This is a genomic window from Paenarthrobacter sp. NPDC018779 (assembly GCF_044391085.1).
GTDB lineage: Bacteria > Actinomycetota > Actinomycetes > Actinomycetales > Micrococcaceae > Arthrobacter.
In genome coordinates this window covers 92879-111382 of sequence record NZ_JBIRZS010000012.1, presented here as the reverse complement: position 1 = coordinate 111382, position 18504 = coordinate 92879, and the positions used below count along the sequence as shown (strand labels likewise).

Sequence of the window (18504 nt, the reverse complement as noted above, 5' to 3'; positions counted from 1 at the left end):
CGGACCCGGAACTGCTGGCTTTGGCAGTCCGGGTCCGGTGTGCTTTAAGCATGGAAACCAGTGCCTTCACCGTAGACACCACCCCGACGCCGTGGACCGGCCGCTTCGATGGCGACGGCGACGAACACCGCCGCTGGTGGCAGGCCGTGGCTCCCCATACTCCGGAGGCCGCCGCAGCCGCCTCGCGTCCCGCCGTCGTGCTTGGCTTCTGTAGCGATGCCGGCGTGAAGCGCAACAAAGGGCGCGTGGGTGCCGCCGCAGCTCCGGCCGCCATCCGTGCCGCGCTGGGTCCCCTGGCCTTCCATCTGGAGCGCGACGTTTTCGACGCCGGTGACGTGGTTGTTGAGGGCGACGCCCTGGAAGCGGGCCAGGAGCGGGCGGGACGTGCCATTTCAGGACTGCTCGACGGCGGCAACCTCACCGTGGTGCTGGGCGGCGGGCACGAGACCGCGTTTGCCAGCTACCTGGGCGTTGCCAGCTCGGAGGCCGTGCGCAGCGGAAAGCGTTTGGGCGTGCTGAACCTCGATGCCCACTTCGACCTGCGGGACGAACCGACACCCAGCTCCGGGACCCCGTTCCTCCAGATGGCCCAGGAGGAAGCCGCCGCCGGGCGGGAACTGAAGTACGCCGTCGTGGGTATTTCCGAACCCAACAACACGCGGACGCTGTTCGATACCGCCGACCGGCTCGGCGTGAAATACCTGCTGGACGAAGACTGCTCGCCGGAGGCAGTGGAGACCTTCGTGGCCGACTTCCTGGCCGGGATCGACGTGCTGTACCTGACGATCGACCTCGATGTGTTGCCCGCCGCGGTGGCGCCCGGCGTGAGTGCCCCGGCTGCGTATGGCGTGCCCCTGCCGGTGATCAGCGCAGTCTGCAAGCAGGTTGCCGCGAGTGGCGCGTTGCTGCACCTGGACGTGGCTGAATTGAACCCTGGGTTCGACATCGACTCCCGCACCGCCAAAGTTGCGGCCCGGCTGGTGAACACCCTCCTGGCATAGCTGTTTCCTTGCGGCCATCCTCCGCATAGCCTGTGTGGATGGGCGCAACTCCTGTGCAGGACACATTGACTGTCCAGAACAAGTGGCGCTGGGTGGCCGGGCCGGTGGCTGTGGCGCTCGGCCTCGCTGCCCACGTGCTTTCCGGGGGCAGCGCGCCCGCCATTCCAGTGCTGTTGGGCTTCGTGGCCCTTGCGGCGTTGGGCGCGCAGCTCATTTCCCGCTGGATCCACGGGCCGCTGCTGTTGTTGTTGGTTTCCGGAGCCACGCAGCAGCTGCTGTTCTTCGGCTTCGATGCGCTGGGAGGTTCCATCCCCGGACTCGGCGCCCTGGACCACCTTCACGGCACCGGCCGGATTCCGGCGGACCTGCCCGTCCCCGCGGCCGGCACCGCCCCTGTCCACGCGGGGGACCTCATGCTGTACACGCACGCGGCAGCTGCGATCCTCACTCTCCTGATCGGCGCCGGCGTGGCCAAACTGGCCGGGCGGTCGTGGCGGGGGCGCATGGTTCATGTCACGCAACCGTAGGCAACAATGACATAGTGCGGCGACCAGCGGCGTAGCCCGGTCGTCAGGCCGCGTAGCCTGACCGTCAGCCCGCGTAGCCCTGCGAAAACCGGGGCAATGAACTTTGATTCGTTTGCCGGCCCGGGCCTAGTCTCGTTGGCACGTGGTGTACCCAAGAGGCCAGGGAGCTGCCTGCAAAGCAGCGCACGCGGGTTCGAATCCCGCCACCACGTCTGAGGGGCTTGTGGACCTCACCGAGTTGGCATTTGATGACAATGTTTGGCCCAAACATTGTCATCAAATGCCATCTCGCCGGAGATTTACTGGGCCGCGTCGAAGCCTGCGAGGAGCCGGCGGGATGCGGTGACCATGTGGGAACGCATCTGCTTGGTGACAGCGTCGACGTCCCGGGCCTTCAAAGCTTCATAGATCGCCGTATGTTCCTTGAGGGCGGCTTCCGCGTGGCCTTCGTCCGTCAGTGCGCGGTCCACCCAAATCCTCAGCAGGGACCGGATGCTCTGCAAAAGTTCCTCGAGGACCATGTTCCCGGAGGCGGCAGCGATCTCCCGGTGGAACGCCGCATCTGCCTCGACGTACGCTGCCAGGTCATCGAGGTTCTTCTCCATGGCATCGAGGTTGGCGCGCATGCGTTCCAGGGCCTCGTCGGTGACCCGCCCGGCAGCCAACTCCACAGCCTGCACTTCCAGGCCGCTGCGGAGTTCAACAAGCTCCCGCGTCCGCGGCTCCCCCAGCATCAGGCCCCAGCTGAGCGTCCGCGGCAAAAGTTCGGAGACGCCGTCGCGCAGGTACGTTCCGGAGCCTGGCCGGACAATGACGATGCCGAGAATCTCCAAGGCGGCCAAGGCCTCGCGGATGGCCGATCGTCCAACACCCAAAGACGCTGCCAGCGTGCGCTCGGCCGGTAGTCGCGTGCCCGGAGCGATGTCGCCGCTGGTGAAGTAGGCGAGCAGTCGCTCGGCCACTTCGGACACGACGGAGCCCTGCTCCATGGGCGCGAGAGCCGCCGTCATTTGGGCCGCTGCGGCGGCAGGATTCACAGGCATCCTCAAAGCGTAGCAACCGGATGACCAATCAAGGGGCAGCATCGAAGGCGACCAAAAAGAAGAACACATCAACCGGTTGACCAATTTAGATTCCAGTCCTATGGTTTAAGTCACAAGCTTCGTTTTGGCCGGACCCAGACCGGCAATCCACGAGTCAGCCCGGCGCATCCAATGCAGGATCTGCGGGGACACCAACATCTAGGAGTCAATGTGGACACCACACAATCGGTGGTAGAGAAATCCGCAATCAAGAAGGTGGCGATCCGGCTGGTGCCGTTCGTCGCCCTGATGTTCTTCATCAATTACCTGGACCGCACGGCCATCTCCTTCGCCGGGCCCAATGGCATGAACAATGACCTGGCGTTGTCCGCAGCCCAGTTCGGTTTCGCCTCCGGCGTGTTCTTCATCGGCTACATCCTGCTGGAAGTCCCCAGCAACCTGGCCCTACACAAGTTCGGCGCCCGCCGCTGGCTTGCCCGCATCATGGTCAGCTGGGGCATCGTGTCCCTGCTCTTCACGTGGGTTGGCAACGTTGAGCAGCTCTACATCCTGCGCTTCATCCTGGGTGTTGCCGAGGCCGGTTTCTTCCCGGGCGCCATCCTGTTCCTGAGCCTCTGGGTTCCGTCCAAGCACCGCAGCAAGATCCTTGCCCTGTTCTACTTGGCCCAGCCGCTGACCACCGTGATCGGTGCTCCCCTTGCCGGTGCGCTGATCCAGCAGCACGGCGTGTTCTTCGGCCTTGAAGGCTGGCGCTTCATGTTCTTCGGCGTCGCGGTTCCGGCAATCGTGATCGGTGTCATCGCCTGGTTCTACCTGGCCGACAACCCCGCCAAGGCCAAGTGGCTCACAGCCGAGGAAAAGACCTGGCTGACCGGTGCCCTTGAAAAGGAAAAGAACGCCACGGCCGCCAACAACAAGCACGTCAGCGTCCGCACCGTGTTCGGCAACGGCCGGGTCTGGATGCTCTCCCTGATCTACTTCGGCTTCATCTACGGCCTCTATGCCCTGGGCTTCTTCCTGCCGACCATCATCGCGGGCTTCGAAGGCCTCTACGGCGCCAAGTTCGACGTCTTCCAGAAGGGCCTGATCACCGCCATCCCGTACTTGCCGGCAGCGTTCGCCCTGTACTTCTGGTCCAAGGACGCCACCAAGCGCGGCGTCAAGACCTGGCACATCGCCCTCCCGGCACTGATCGGCGGCCTCAGCATCCCGCTGGCGCTCTTTGCCGGCTCCCCCGCTGCGACCATCGCCGTCATCACCATCACGGCCATGTCCATCTTCGCGGCACTGCCCAACTTCTGGACCGTTCCCACGCAGTTCCTCACCGGCGCAGCAGCGGCCGCAGGCATCGCCTTGATCAACACGGTTGGCAACCTGGCCGGCTTCAGCGCCGGCTACATCACTGGCTGGCTCAAGGACTGGACCGGCAACTACACGGTTCCCATGTTCGTAGTTGGCGGCTTCATGTTGCTCTCCTCCATCCTCATGGTGGTCCTGAGCCGCCAGGGCAAGGCCGCCGAAGGCACCTCCGCCGAGGCACTTGACCCGCAGGGCGTCGGGCACCGCGCAGAGCCGTAACCCCTTAGCCGGGGTGCCCTCCCGACGGGCGGGCACCCCTCTCCACCTCCCACTTCACGCCAATTGCTCCAGGAGCCTCCGCATGACCCGCTTATTCAATGAACCCGCAGCTTTCGCTGACGAGATGATCGAAGGCTTCGTCGCATCGCACGGCCGGTGGGTCCGTCGCGTGTCCGGTGGTGTTGCGCGGAGTACGCGTTCGACGCCGGACACGGTCGCCTTGGTGATCGGCGGCGGCTCGGGCCACTACCCGGCGTTCGCGGGCCTGGTGGGCCAGGGTTTGGCCCATGGTGCGGCGATGGGAAACCTGTTCGCTTCCCCATCCGCGCAGCAGGTCTACAACGTGGCCAAGGCTGCGTCCAACGGTGCGGGCGTGCTGCTCGGGTACGGCAACTACGCCGGAGATGTCCTGCACTTCACCCAGGTCCAGGACAAGCTCCGTGCTGAGGGCATTGATTGCCGCAGCATCGCGGTCACGGACGACATCTCCTCGGCACCGTTGGCGGAGAAGCACAAGCGCCGCGGGATCGCCGGGGACCTGACGGTGTTCAAGGTCGCCGCCGCAGCCGCCGAAGCGGGCCACTCGATGGATTCGGTCGTGGAGATCGCGAACCGCGCCAACGACCGGACCCGGTCCTTCGGGGTCGCGTTCACCGGCTGCACCCTGCCCGGCGCACCCGAGCCGCTCTTCACTGTTCCGGCGGGGCGGATGGCGGTGGGCATGGGCATTCACGGCGAACCCGGCATCGCCGAAACGGACATCCCCACCGCGGATGAGCTCGCCGAGCTGCTCGTGAAGGACCTCCTCGCGGAAGTCCCGGATGGTGTCTCGGTGGAGGGTGCACGGGTGGTACCTATTCTTAACGGCCTCGGATCGGTGAAGTACGAAGAACTGTTTGTGGTCTACCGCCGCGTCGCCCAGCTCCTGGCCGATGCCGGCGTGGTGGCCGTTGACCCGCAGGTCGGTGAGCTCGTGACCAGCTTCGACATGGCCGGCACCTCTTTGACCCTGTTCTGGCTCGACGACCAGCTCGAGGAACTCTGGCTGGCCCCCGCCGACGCTCCCGCGTTCCGCCGGGGAGCCGTCACCGCCCAGGCGCTCGACGCCGAGGAACTCGCCTTTGACACGGAGCAGTTGGCCCTGATCCCGGACGCGAGCCAGGAATCGAAGGGATCGGCCGGTGCTGTGCTGGCCGCCCTGGACGCGGCGAAGGCCGTGATCGACGCGAACGTGGCCGAGCTCGGCAGGATCGACGCGATCGCCGGGGACGGTGACCACGGCATCGGCATGGAACGCGGTATCCACGCCGCCACTGCTGCCGCGGCAGACGCCGTCGTCCGTGGTGCCGGTGCCGGGACCGTGCTGAACCTGGCCGCTGACGCCTGGGCTGACAAGGCCGGTGGCACCTCGGGGGCGTTGTGGGGCATGGCCCTGCGCGCGGTCGGGGCCGCCGTGGGCGACACTGATGCCCCGAACGCCGCGGCCGTGGCCGCCGGTGTGGCCGAAGCGAAGCGCTCCATCATGGACTTCGGCAAAGCCAAGGTCGGCGACAAGACCCTGGTGGACGTCTTGTCCCCGTTCAGTGACGCCCTCACCGCCGCGGTGAACGACGGCGGTTCGCTCCGGGACGCGTGGGGTACTGCCGCCACGGTCGCGGAGCAGTCCGCCGAAGCGACCGCGAACCTGCTGCCCCTGATGGGCCGGGCCCGCCCGCACGCCGAAAAGAGCCTCGGAACCCCGGACGCCGGAGCCATCTCCATGGCCCTGATCGTCCGGGCCATCCACAACACCCTCATTGGTGAAACCACCGTTAAGAACACTGTTAAGGAGAACGCATGAGCGCCACACTGCGCCTGGTCATCGGATCGGACGACGCCGGATTCGAATACAAGGAAGCCCTCAAGGCTGACCTGGAAGCGAACCCGCTGGTGGAGTCCGTGACCGACGTCGGGGTGGACGCCACTTCCCACACGCCTTACCCGTCCGTGGCGATCGCCGCCGCCGAACTCGTCGCCGCCGGCAAAGCCGACCGTGCCCTGCTGGTCTGCGGCACCGGCCTGGGCGTGGCGATCGCGGCGAACAAGGTCCCCGGCGTCCGTGCCGTCACCGCGCACGATTCCTTCTCCGTGGAACGCTCCATCCTGTCCAACAACGCCCAGATCCTCACCATGGGACAGCGCGTCATCGGCCTGGAACTCGCCCGCCGCCTGGCCAAGGAATGGCTGACCTACACCTTCGACGAGACCTCCGCCTCGGCAGAGAAAGTCACCCTGATTAAGGACTACGAAGGTGTCACCAGCTGCTAACCCCGTTCCCGCCAAGGCCGTGGTCGGGGTGAGCCTGAAGATGTACTTCGGGCACGCCCGCTCCATCGACTACTGCCGCGACGTGGCCACGATCGCCCTGAAACACCCCGCGGTGCAGAACGGCGAGATCGAACTGTTCATCCTTCCGGTCCTGCCCGCGCTGCCCGAGGCTGCCCGGATCCTCGGTTCCGCGCAGGTGGGTACCGGGGCGCAGGACCTCTTCTGGGAAGACGAAGGCGCTTACACCGGCGAAGTCGGCGGCAAGACCGTGGCCGAACTCGGTGGACGCTACGTCGAAGTAGGCCACGCTGAACGGCGCCGGATCTTCGGTGAAGACGACCGCATCATCGGCCTGAAAACCGCTGCCGCGTACCGCAACGGCCTCACCCCCGTGCTCTGCGTCGGGGAACTCACCGCAGGCTCCCCCGAAGAAGCAATTACCCGGTGCACCGCCGAAATCGACGCCGCCCTCAACCGCGCAGCAACCCTCGGCCCTGTGGGCAGGACCATCGTCGCGTACGAGCCGCAGTGGGCCATCGGCGCACCCGAACCCGCCACCCCGGAGTACATCAGTACCGTGGTCCGCGGCCTCGATGCGCACCTGCGTTCGCTGCCGGGCCAGGAGACCAGCCGGGTCATGTACGGCGGCAGTGCCGGACCGGGCCTGATCACCGAACTGGACACCGCCGTCGCCGGTCTTTTCCTGGGCCGCTTCGCGCACGACCCCGCCGCGCTGAAAACCATCCTCGACGAAACCGCCGCACGGTTGGCAACACAGGAGGTGCCAGCATGAGCAGGATCGGGCAGAGTCGCATTGGTTTGAGCAGTTACGCGTTCTTCTGGCAGCTCTCGGACCAGGTCAGCGAACCCCTGACCATCCACGACGCCCTCGGGCGCGCCGCGGACCTGGGCGTGGATTTGTTCCAGATCTGTGACTACGCACCGCTGGAGGACATGGACGACGCCGACCTCGCCGCCGTCCGCGCGACGGCGGACGGGCTCGGGATCACCCTGGAACTGGGCACCAAAGGCATCCAGGAAGTGCACCTCCGGAAGTTCCTGCACATCGCGGGAATTCTGGGCTCGGACCTGCTCCGGAGCATGTTCAACACCCCCGGGCACACCCCCACCACCGAAGAAGCGGTCGATATCTTCACGCAGGTGCTTCCCGAGTTCGAAGCCGCCGGGGTACGGATCGCGATCGAAACCTACGAACAAGTCCCCACGCAACGGATCCTGTCCGTGGTCCAGGCGGTCAACAGCCCGTTCCTGGGGATCTGCAGCGACCCCGCCAACACCGTCGCTGCCCTGGAGATGCCGCAACAGGTCATCGACCAGGTGGCCCCGCATGTGCTGAACATGCACATCAAAGACTTTGCGTTCAGCCGCAAGCAGGGATGGGTCGGATTCACGTACTCCGGTGCACCCCTCGGCGAGGGCCTCCTCGACTACGACTACATGGTCGAAAAGATCCAGCCGAAAACCAGAAACATCAACCAAATCGTCGAACACTGGCTGCCCTGGCAGGACACCGAAGCAGAAACCATCCGCCTCGAAAACCAGTGGACCCAGCAAAGCCTCGATTTCCTAAGGAGCAAGTGAAATGACTGCAGAAACTTTGACCGTCGCCGTGATCGGAGCCGGAGGCAAGATGGGGATGCGCGTTTCCCGGAACCTCCAGAAGTCCGGCCACACCGTCTTCTACAGCGAGAACTCCCCCGCCGGCCAGGAACGCATCCAGGCTGAGGGCCGCGAGATCACCGCCACCGACGACGCCGTGAAGGGCGCCGACGTCGTGATCCTTGCTGTCCCGGACACCGTCCTGGGCATCGTCTCCGAAGGCGTGGTCCCGCAGATGAAGGCAGGCTCCATCCTCCTGACCCTCGACCCGGCCGCAGCCTACGCCGGCCTGCTGGCCAAGCGCGATGACGTGGTCCAGGCTGTCGCCCACCCCTGCCACCCGTCCGTGTTCCTTGAGCGCACCACCAAGGAAGAATGGGCCGACACCTTCGGCGGCGAAGGCGCACCCCAGAACGTGGTCGCAGCCATCGACGACGACGCCCCCACCGCCACCCGCGACGCAGCCGAAGCCGTCATCCGCACCATCTACGCCCCCGTGATCGACGTCCACTGGGTCACCGTCTACCAGCTCGCCGTCCTGGAACCCACCCTGGTGGAGACCGTGGCCTGCATGATCGGCACCCTGCTGAACGAAGCCCTCCACGAAACCGTCCACACCGTCGGCGTCCCCGAAGCAGCCGCCAAGGCCATGCTCTTCGGCCACGTCCAGATCGCCCTCACCAACGCCCTCCGTGGCTCCAACCCGTTCTCCGAGGCCTGCGAAATCGCCATCCAGTACGGCAAGGACACCATTATCAAGGACGACTGGAAGAAAATCTTCGACGACTCCGAACTCGACAACGTCATCGCCAAAATGCTCAAGCTCGACGCCGTCAAGCGCTAAACACCCGCGGGACAAACAGATCAGCCCCTTGCCGGATTTCCGGCAAGGGGCTGAGTGCTTGTCTGAGGACAACATCCACCATGAACTAATAAGTAGTTAACTCTCGATAAACTACTTCGCAGCGGGCAACAGCCGGCTGCTTCGTTAAAAACGAAAGACCCGACGGCAATCGGGTCCTTGTTCAGCGCGAAGCGCTCTTAGGTGCGATAACAAGGGACATATCCTTGCTGACCACACCTCAAGGGTATGCCCCTTTGCGTGCCGTGTGCAAACACATCGGCCCGCAGTCGCACCCTGTCCTCGGGAGGGGAAGACCTCCCTCAAGGCTTTACCGCCGGCCCCTCGGAGACGATCATGGGATGAGGCGCAGGGACTTCGCCGACCGCACCAGTACGGCCGCTACTTGCGCAGCCCCAGGGCAGCGGAGGCGCGACATGGCACCCACAATGGAGCCGGCGGACGGGTTTCTCACCGACTACTACGAGCACGTGGCCGACGACGATGTCCTCAACTACCCGCCCGAAACCCTCATGGAACGCGCCCGCTATCACCGGACCCTGGCTGAACGCCGCGAGCCCGGGCAATCCGTGATCGGCGTCCTGCACGAGGCCGATGCGAGCGTCATTGCGATCGTCACGGACGACCTTCCCTATCTCCTTCCTTCCGTCACGGCGGAGATCGCCAGGGACACGTCGTCGATCCGCCTCCTGGTCCACCCCACGTTCCTCGTCGAACGCGACCCCGCCAGCCACCGCCTTACCGGCCTCCACCGGGGACCGCACCGCACGGGGCTGCCCACCGGCGTCGAACACCCACCGGAAACGCACGACGCCGGCAGCCTCACCGAGGCCTGGTTGGCGCTGGACATCCCACGGCTGGCGGATGAGGAAGCCACCGCGCGGCTGATCTCCCGCGTGGAGGCCGTGATTCGCGACGTTCTCGCCGCGGCCGAGGACGCCGTGTCCATGCACGCACGGCTGGAGAGCGCGCTCCGGGAACTGGACGGTCAGTCCGAGCCCGGAACGGACGAAGCCCAAGAACTGCTGCGCTGGCTGGAGGACGGAAATTTCGTGTTCCTCGGGTATCGCGGGCCGGATGGACTGGGGTTCGGCATCCTGCAGGACCCGCCAGCCACGGAGACCACCGTGGACAACCCACGTTCCGGGACGCCAATCCTCACGCTCACCAAGTCCACCCGCCGCTCGACGGTACTGCGCCATGCGTACCTCGACGAGATGAAGGTGCGAATCCCCGGCGTGCACGGCGGGCACACCTTCGTTGGCTTGTTCTCTCCGAATTCCTCTGCCCATTCAGCCCTGCAGATCCCCGTCATCCGGGACACTGTGCTCGATGTACTCCGGATGTTCGGCTACCCCGCGGAATCCCACCCCGGCAAGGAACTGGTGGGCGTGATGGACGCCTACCCGCGGGATGAACTGTTCCACATCGACGCCGAACAACTGGCGGTGCACGCCCGCGAAATCCTGCGCCTGCAGGAACGCCACAGCACCCGGCTCTTCCTTCGCCCGGACTCCTATGGCCGGTTCATGACGGCGTTGGTTTTCTTGCCACGCCACCGGTACAGCACGGCCGTCCGGCTCAACATCGAGCGCGAACTGCGCGAGGCCTTCGGTGCCGAAGAGATCGAGTTCGAACTACGGCTGGGCGAATCTGCCATGGCACGGGTGTTCTTCCGGATCCTGCTGCCGGAGGCAGCGGAACACAGCGGCAACCACAGCGAAAGCGGAACCAGTCCGCAAGGGGTGACTGCCGCCGTCGTCGATTCAGCGGCCCTCATCGATTCAGCCGTCCTGGAGCAGCGCATCATCGCCGCCACGCGTTCCTGGGCGCAGGGCCTGGACGAGGCACTGCAGGCCAGGTACCCGAGGGAGGAAGCCACCCAGCTCTCGGCGCAGTGGGCTACCGCCTTTTCCGCAAGCTACAAGGCCGAGTACGAGGTGGAGGATGCCGTTGCGGACATTGCCAGGTTTGAGGGCTTCCCCGAGGATGGCGACCGAGACCCCATCCTCTCCGTCTACAAACGTCCCGGCACCGCCATCCTGACCGAGGACGCCCGCGTACGCCTGTACCTGACCCGTCCGCAGAGCCTCACGGAGATCCTGCCGTTCTTTCACAATCTGGGACTGAAGGTCCTGGACCAGCGGCCCTTCGATGTGCAGCGCGCGGATGGCCGGCAGTTCTTCCTCTACGACCTCGGGTTGAAGTACCCGCGCGGAGTCGATCCGCTGCCGACGGCTGAACTGCTGGCCGACTCGTTCTGCGCCTCGATGCGCGGCGATGCGGAGTCGGATGCCTTCGACGCCTTGGTGATCAGGGAGGGCATCGACTGGCGCCGGGTGGCGATCCTGCGCGCCTATGCCAAATACCTGCGGCAATTGGGCAGCACCAACTCGTATGGCTTCATTGCGGATACCCTGCGGGCCAATGTCACGGCCACGCATGCGCTGCTGGAGTTGTTCGATGCCAAGTTCAACCCGGACCGCTTTGCCCCGGACCTGTTCGAACCCGGCCCCGGCGCACATGCAGGCGAGGGCGATGTCTTCGAAGAAGGCACCAGCGAGTTGAGCCACAGGACCCAAGCCATCCATCAAGCCCGGACAGCGTTGACCGCAGCAATCGACGCCGTGCCGGTCCTCGATGCGGACCGGCTCCTGCGGCAACTGGCGAGCCTGGTGGAGGCCACCCTGCGCACCAACTTCTACCTGGACAAGCCCTACATCAGCGTCAAGCTGAATCCGTCCAGCATTCCCGCGGCTCCTGCGCCCCGGCCCAAGTTCGAGATCTGGGTCTACTCGCCGCGCGTTGAGGGCGTGCACCTCCGCTTCGGCCCGATTGCGCGCGGCGGCCTGCGCTGGTCTGACCGGCGGGAGGATTTCCGCACGGAGATCCTGGGACTCGTGAAGGCCCAGACCGTCAAGAATGCGGTCATCGTACCCACGGGCGCCAAGGGCGGCTTCTTTCCCAAGCTCCTTCCGGACCCCGCCGAGGACCGTGCGGCGTGGCTCGCCGAAGGACAGGAAAGCTACCGGACTTTCATCCGCGGCCTCCTGGACCTCACGGACAACCTGCTGGCGGATCCCGACGGCGGCTCCAACGGCACGGTGGTGGCGCCACCTCGCGTCGTCCGGCACGACGGCGACGACTACTACCTCGTGGTGGCCGCGGACAAGGGAACGGCCGCGTTTTCCGACCTCGCCAACTCGGTGGCGACGGAGTACGGGTTCTGGTTGGGAGACGCCTTCGCGTCCGGCGGCTCGGTGGGCTACGACCACAAGCAGATGGGCATCACAGCACGCGGGGCTTGGGAGTCCGTGCGGCATCACTTCAGCGAACTCACCATCGACTCCCGCGCCGAGGACTTCACGGTGGTGGGGATCGGGGACATGAGCGGCGACGTCTTCGGCAACGGCATGCTCCTGTCCAACCACATCAAACTGATAGCCGCGTTCGACCACCGGCATGTCTTCCTTGACCCCACCCCGGACCCGTCAGCCTCTTACAAGGAACGCGAACGCCTCTTCAAACTCCCCCGCTCCTCCTGGGCCGACTACGACCCCACCAAACTGAGCCCCGGCGGCGGCGTGTACTCCCGCTCGGAAAAGTCGGTTCCGGTCACCGAAGAGGTCCGCCTCGCCTTGGGCATGGAGGAAAGCACGACGGCGGCCAGCCCGCCCGAGCTGCTCCGCGCCATCCTCAAGGCACCAGTGGACCTCCTGTACAACGGAGGCATCGGCACCTACGTCAAGGCATCCACGGAAACCCACGCGGACGTCGGGGACAAGTCCAACGACGCCATCCGCGTGGACGCCCGGGATCTCCGCGCGCACATCATCGCCGAGGGCGGAAACCTCGGGGTGACCCAGCGGGGCCGGATCGAGGCAGCCCTTGCTGGAATCCTGGTGAATACGGACGCAATCGACAATTCGGCCGGCGTGGACTGTTCGGACCACGAGGTCAACATCAAGGTGTTCCTGGACCGGATGATTTCCGCAGGACGAATGTCCGTGGCGGAGCGGACGGGGTTCCTGCACTCGCTCCAGGGCGAAGTGGGCCGGCTGGTCCTCAAAACCAATGACCACCAAAACACGCTCCTCCTTAACGACAAGCAGTTGGCCGTGGAGTGGAGCCCCAGTTTTGAACGGACCATGGATTGGCTGGAAGCGGCAACGGACCTTGACCGCCAGTTGGAATGTTTGCCAAGCAACGAGGAACTCCGGGCGCGGATCCTGACGGGCAAGGGCCTGACCACCCCGGAGCTGGCGGTCCTGGCGGCCTATGCCAAGATCGAGCTCGCCAAGGAACTCACGGACGGTGGCCTGGCGGACGATCCGTGGTTCTCGCAAACCTTGCACTCCTACTTCCCCAAGCAGGTCTCCGAACGGTTCGGCGAGCACCTCGCCACCCACCCGTTGCGCCGCGAAATCGTCGCCACGGTGGTAGCCAACGACATGATCAACATGGGTGGCATCTCCTTCGCCTTCCGGGCCATGGAGGAGACCACGGTGTCCGCCACTGCCGTGGCCAGGGCGTTCGTGGTGATGCGGGAGATCTGGGACTTCGATTCCGTCATGGAGACCATCGCCCAGCTTCCGTCCAGCACGCCGAGCGAGCACGGAGCGGCTGTGGCCCTGGACATGCGACGCCTGCTGGACCGTTCAGTCCGTTGGTACGTCACCCATGATTTCCGGGACAAGCCGGTGGCGGATGCATTCGCCCGGCTGGAACGTCCCATGGCGTTGATGCGGGCCAACTTCACGGGATTCCTGCACGGCATCAACCTGGCCCACTCCTTAAAACGCCTGGCCCACACCGACTCCGTGGGTTTGCCGCACAGCCTGGGCATCCGGGCCTCCGAGCTCCTGGTGAGCTACGGCCTGCTGGACATCTCCGCGATCGCCGAGGAACTCCAAGAACCGGTGGAAGCCGTGGCCGAGGTGTATTTCGCGGTGTTCGAGCGTATTTCCGCCATCCCCCTCCTGGAACACATCACCATGCTCTCCAGGGACACCCACTGGGAATCCCTGGCCCGGGCGGCCTTGCGGGATGACATGTACCTGGTGCTGGCGGACCTGACCAAGGCCGTGGTCCGGCACACTCCCCGCTCCTCGACAGTCAGCGATCCCGTAGAGCGGATCATGGATTGGGAACGGGGAAACATCGAACAACTGGCGCGCATCCAGGAGACCATCCAGGAAGCCATCAAGCCAGGTCCCATGGACATTGCTGCGCTGTCCGTAGCTGTGAAGCTGCTCCGGGCCATGGTCCGCCGGTGAGACACACATCACTTAGCTGCCAGTCATCTTACAAATATTTGGATCAGAGGTCCTATGATTGATGGGTCGCCCTCGCATGCGGCACGTAATAGGAGGTCCCCCAATGACTGCAATGACGGCAGAACGCGAAATCCGCCTGTCCTTTTCCGAGGCAGGCGAGATCCACGACGGACTCGACCGCGCCGTGGATACCCTGATCGAAAGCGCAGCAGCAGAAGCTAACTGCGGCATACTGGTGACGCGCCACGAGCCCGGCACCTACACCGTGGCCCTGGACGAATCCGTTCCCTTCGGCCAGACCCACGAAGCCCTCGCCGCCTGACCACACCCACGAAGGCAGGTTCTTGGCAGCGAAGCCAAAAACCGGGGCCTGTCCCTTTCCGCTCTACTACCCGCGGAAAGGGACAGGCCCCGGTTTCTGTTTAAGCTCCCCCAAGTAGGTCGCAATTGACGTCGTTCCCAGCGCCGGGAACGACCTGAAGTGCGACTCAGTTGGGTGGTTATGCGCGGCGGAGGGTGACGCCGTCGGACTTCATGAAGAGTTCCTTGCCCTCTTCGGTGACCCCGGGCCCTGAATGTTCAAGCCACACCACATTCCCGCTGCTGGAAACTTCCTCGATCTGGCCGGTTGCGATGACGTGGGCGTACTTGACCACTTCCACCATTTCGCCCACCCGGAGTTGCCTCCAGTCGGACACCGTAGCCGTGTGAGCGTTTCGCCTGGACAGGACTGCTCCGCGTGCCTTCATTGAACTTCTACCCCTTTGTGGATGTTCGTTGTGTATTGACTTGTGTAAAACGGATGACCGTCAAGCCCACGACATCGTTGGCGTGGACGTGACGTACACCATAAGTATTACTACATTTGCCACGTCCCGGAGACTGCGTTGCGAACAATTTCCGGAACGTGACAAACATGCGCCTCAAATGAGGCTTTTATTCGACGTCAGGCCAAAATCCCGACGGCGGATTCGGCGGCCGCCCGGACGGCACCCGAGCCAACCAAACGGTCAGCCGCTTCGAGCTCGGGCGACAGGAACCGGTCGGTGCCCGGACCCTGGACCACCTCGCGAAGCACCTCAAGCACTGCCGCACCGGCAGGACCCGGCGTGAGTTCGCCGTCGGACAGCTGCGTGCGCATATCGATGGCGCGGGCGCTGGTGACAAGCTCGACGGCGAGCACCCGCCGCAGGTTCTCCACGGCCTTGCGCAGCTTCCGGGCGGCGTGCCAGCCCATGGACACGTGGTCCTCCTGCATGGCGGAGCTCGGGATGGAGTCCACTGATGCCGGTACGGCCAGGCGCTTGTTGTCCGAGACCAGGCCGGCCTGCGTGTACTGGGCGATCATGAGGCCGGAGTCCACGCCGGGATCCGCGGCGAGGAAGGCCGGGAGCCCGTGCGAACGGGCGGGATCCAGCATGCGGTCCGTGCGACGCTCGGCAATGGAGCTCAGGTCCGCGACGGCTATGGCCAGGAAGTCCAGCACGTAGGCCACTGGTGCGCCGTGGAAGTTGCCGTTGGAGGTCACGCGGCCGTCCGGGAGGACCACCGGGTTGTCGATCGCAGCGGCGAGCTCGCGGGAGGCGACCAGCGCGGCGTGGTCAACGGTGTCGCGGACAGCTCCGGCAACCTGCGGGGCGCAGCGGAGGGAGTAGGCGTCCTGGACCTTGGTGTCGTTGACGCGGTGCGAGGCGACGATCGGGGAGTTGGACAGCACGCGGAGCATGTTGTCCGCGCTGGCGGCCTGGCCCGGGTGCGGGCGCAGTGCCGCGTGGAGTTCGGGCAGGAACACCTGGTCCGTGCCGAGGAGGGCCTCGACGCTGAGGGCGGCAGTGACATCCGCTGTCGCAAGCAACATGCGCAGGTCCGCGATGGCCATCAGCAACATACCGAGCATGCCCTCGGTACCGTTGACCAGCGCCAGGCCTTCCTTTTCGGCCAGCGTGACAGGCTCGATGCCGTGCTGCGCCAGCAGCTCTGCGACAGGTGCCTTGCCGGCGGCGCCGTACAGTTCGCCGTCGGGCCCTGTTGCTTCGCCTTCGCCCATGAGAACCAGCGCGCAGTGGGACAGCGGCGCGAGGTCGCCGGAGCAGCCAAGCGAACCGAACTCGCGGACCACCGGGGTGATGCCCGCGTTGAGGACGTCCACCATGGTCTGCAGGACCACGGGCCGGACACCCGTGCGGCCCGAGGCGAGGGTCTTGGCACGGAGGAACATGATGCCACGGATGACTTCGCGTTCAACGGCCGGGCCCATGCCGGCGGCGTGGCTGCGGATGAGCGACTTCTGCAGCTGCGTGCGGAGCTCGTTGGGAATGTGGCGGTTGGCCAGCGCACCAAAACCGGTGGAGATGCCGTAGGCGGGCACCTCGCTGGTGGCCAGGTCATCAATGTGGGCGCGGACTTTGGCAACCGTGTCCAGGGCGTCCTGGGAGATGGTCACCTTGGCGTCGTGGCGTGCGACGGCGACGACGTCTTCCGGGGTCACGCCGCTGGAGCCGAGGGTGACGGTGAGTTGTTCGTTTGAGGTAATGGTCACTTACTTGCCTTCGTTCATGGGGATGCGGACGCCGCGTTCGTGGGCGACGTCGATGGCGCGTTCGTAGCCGGCGTCTGCGTGGCGGATCACGCCCATGCCGGGGTCGTTGGTCAGCAGCGCGGTCAGTTTCGCCGCGGCGAGTTCGGTGCCGTCGGCCACGGAAACCTGCCCGGTGTGGATGGACCGGCCAATCCCGACCCCGCCGCCGTGGTGGATCGAAACCCAGGTAGCGCCGGAGGACGCGGCGGTGAGGGCGTTCAGCAGCGGCCAGTCGGCGATCGCGTCCGAGCCGTCCTTCATCGCTTCGGTTTCGCGGTACGGGGATGCGACAGAGCCGGAGTCCAGGTGGTCACGGCCGATGACGATCGGTGCCTTGACCTTGCCCTCGGCCACGAGCTTGTTGAAGAGCAGCCCGGCCTGGTGGCGTTCGCCGTACCCAAGCCAGCAAATACGGGCCGGCAGGCCTTCGAATTCCACCCTTTCCTGGGCGGCGTCGATCCACTTGTGCAGGTGCTTGTTCTCCGGGAAGAGTTCCTTGATCGCCTCATCCGTGACGCGGATGTCTTCCGGGTCCCCGGACAGCGCCACCCAGCGGAACGGGCCCAGGCCCTCGCAGAACAACGGGCGGATATACGCCGGAACAAACCCCGGGAACTCGAACGCACGGGTGTAGCCGCCTTTGCGGGCCTCGTCCCGGATGGAGTTGCCGTAATCGAAGACCTCGGCCCCGGCGTCCTGAAACTCCACCATCGCCTGCACGTGGCGGGCCATGGAGGCCTGGGCCTTCTTGGTGAACCCTTCCGGGTCGGCTGCGGCTTCGGTGTGCCATTCGGCCACGGTGATGCCCTCAGGCAGGTAGGACAACGGATCATGCGCGGACGTCTGGTCCGTGACCACGTCAATGGTCAGCTCTCCTGCCTTGTGGCGGCGCAGGAGTTCGGGGAAGACCTCGGCGGCGTTACCCACGTACCCAACGGACCAGCCACGACGTTCTTCCTTGGCCTTGAGGACCTTCGCGATCGCGGTGTCCAGGTCCGTTTCGACCTCGTCCAAGTAGCGTTTCCCGGCACGGCGGCGCAGGCGGGTCTCGTCAACATCGATGATCAGGCAGGCGCCGTCGTTCAAGGTCACGGCCAGCGGCTGCGCACCGCCCATGCCGCCACACCCACCCGTCAAGGTCAGCGTCCCCGCCAACGGGCCCTCGGTGGAACCCTCCGCAGCAGGTGCCGGGTGCCGGCCTTCCGCGACGAGCTTGTTCCCCAGAGCCGCGAACGTCTCGTACGTGCCCTGCAGGATGCCCTGCGTGCCGATGTAAATCCACGACCCCGCGGTCATCTGCCCATACATCGTCAGGCCCTCAGCCTCAAGGCGGCGGAACTCCGGCCACGTCGCCCAGTCCCCCACCAGGTTCGAGTTCGCCAAAAGCACACGCGGCGCCCACTCATTCGTGCGGAACACACCCACCGGCTTGCCCGACTGCACCAGCAGGGTCTCGTCCTTCTCCATGGTTTCCAGGGTCCGGGTGATCGCATCAAACGCAGCCCACGAGCGAACGGCGCGGCCGGTGCCGCCATAGACCACCAGGTCATCCGGACGCTCAGCAACCTCCGGGTCCAGGTTGTTCATGAGCATGCGCAACGGCGCCTCGGTCTGCCAGGACTTTGCGGTGAGCTCCGTGCCACGGGCGGCTTTGACCGGGCGGGCTCCTGTAGTGAAATCGGCGGGTGCCATGGTGGCTCCTTCATCTCTCG

General features: G+C 65.4%; 14 protein-coding genes and 1 tRNA gene. 11 read left to right on the top strand and 4 right to left on the bottom strand.

Going from position 1 to position 18504, the window contains the following annotated elements:
• Nucleotides 1-50: 50 nt before the first annotated feature.
• From hutG to ACH488_RS13850, 3 genes are all read left to right on the top strand, one after another.
• Nucleotides 51-1001: a formimidoylglutamase gene (gene hutG / locus ACH488_RS13860; protein ID WP_397325036.1), complete on the top strand. Its 951-nt coding sequence runs from the start codon at nt 51-53 to the stop codon at nt 999-1001.
• Between the two features lie 38 nt (nt 1002-1039).
• Nucleotides 1040-1528, top strand: a complete 489-nt coding sequence (locus ACH488_RS13855) for a hypothetical protein (protein ID WP_397325034.1) — start codon at nt 1040-1042, stop codon at nt 1526-1528.
• A gap of 141 nt (nt 1529-1669) precedes the next feature.
• Nucleotides 1670-1740: transfer RNA gene (locus ACH488_RS13850), tRNA-Cys, on the top strand.
• Between the two features lie 87 nt (nt 1741-1827).
• On the opposite strand, the gene ACH488_RS13845 is transcribed toward ACH488_RS13850, so the two are convergent.
• Nucleotides 1828-2571 (bottom strand): FadR/GntR family transcriptional regulator, encoded by a 744-nt coding sequence (locus tag ACH488_RS13845; RefSeq protein WP_397325032.1) that lies wholly within the window; start codon nt 2569-2571, stop codon nt 1828-1830.
• A 210-nt stretch (nt 2572-2781) separates the two neighbouring features.
• Here ACH488_RS13845 and ACH488_RS13840 point away from each other — a divergent pair, with 210 nt between their 5' ends.
• From ACH488_RS13840 to ACH488_RS13805, 8 genes are all read left to right on the top strand, one after another.
• The gene (locus tag ACH488_RS13840) at nt 2782-4149 is read left to right on the top strand and encodes an MFS transporter (protein WP_397325030.1); all 1368 of its coding nucleotides are present in this window, start codon (nt 2782-2784) and stop codon (nt 4147-4149) included.
• Between the two features lie 82 nt (nt 4150-4231).
• Nucleotides 4232-5989, top strand: a complete 1758-nt coding sequence (locus ACH488_RS13835) for a dihydroxyacetone kinase family protein (protein ID WP_397325028.1) — start codon at nt 4232-4234, stop codon at nt 5987-5989.
• Entirely contained in the window at nt 5986-6456 is a 471-nt protein-coding gene (locus ACH488_RS13830; RefSeq protein ID WP_397325026.1) for a ribose-5-phosphate isomerase, read from the top strand. The genes ACH488_RS13835 and ACH488_RS13830 overlap by 4 nt, the downstream gene beginning before the upstream one ends.
• Nucleotides 6440-7249 (top strand): triose-phosphate isomerase family protein, encoded by an 810-nt coding sequence (locus ACH488_RS13825; RefSeq protein ID WP_397325024.1) that lies wholly within the window; start codon nt 6440-6442, stop codon nt 7247-7249. Before ACH488_RS13830 ends, ACH488_RS13825 begins: the two co-directional genes overlap by 17 nt.
• Nucleotides 7246-8058, top strand: coding sequence for a sugar phosphate isomerase/epimerase family protein (locus ACH488_RS13820; RefSeq protein WP_397325022.1), 813 nt, complete (start codon nt 7246-7248; stop codon nt 8056-8058). Before ACH488_RS13825 ends, ACH488_RS13820 begins: the two co-directional genes overlap by 4 nt.
• 1 nt (nt 8059) lies before the next feature.
• Entirely contained in the window at nt 8060-8920 is an 861-nt protein-coding gene (locus ACH488_RS13815; protein WP_397325020.1) for a phosphogluconate dehydrogenase C-terminal domain-containing protein, read from the top strand.
• A gap of 434 nt (nt 8921-9354) precedes the next feature.
• Nucleotides 9355-14214 (top strand): NAD-glutamate dehydrogenase, encoded by a 4860-nt coding sequence (locus ACH488_RS13810; RefSeq protein WP_397325018.1) that lies wholly within the window; start codon nt 9355-9357, stop codon nt 14212-14214.
• 112 nt (nt 14215-14326) lie between these two features.
• Nucleotides 14327-14536, top strand: coding sequence for a hypothetical protein (locus ACH488_RS13805; protein ID WP_397325062.1), 210 nt, complete (start codon nt 14327-14329; stop codon nt 14534-14536).
• A gap of 178 nt (nt 14537-14714) precedes the next feature.
• Here the strand turns inward: ACH488_RS13805 and ACH488_RS13800 are convergent, their stop codons facing one another.
• The 3 genes from ACH488_RS13800 to ACH488_RS13790 all read right to left on the bottom strand — a co-directional run bounded on the left by ACH488_RS13800 (nt 14715) and on the right by ACH488_RS13790 (nt 18484).
• The gene (locus ACH488_RS13800) at nt 14715-14963 is read right to left on the bottom strand and encodes a hypothetical protein (protein ID WP_397325016.1); all 249 of its coding nucleotides are present in this window, start codon (nt 14961-14963) and stop codon (nt 14715-14717) included.
• A gap of 197 nt (nt 14964-15160) precedes the next feature.
• On the bottom strand, nt 15161-16753 hold the full coding sequence (gene hutH, locus ACH488_RS13795) for a histidine ammonia-lyase (RefSeq protein ID WP_397325014.1): 1593 nt from the start codon (nt 16751-16753) through the stop codon (nt 15161-15163).
• Complete coding sequence (locus ACH488_RS13790) at nt 16754-18484, bottom strand: urocanate hydratase (protein WP_397325012.1); 1731 nt, start codon at nt 18482-18484, stop codon at nt 16754-16756.
• Nucleotides 18485-18504 lie beyond the last annotated feature (20 nt).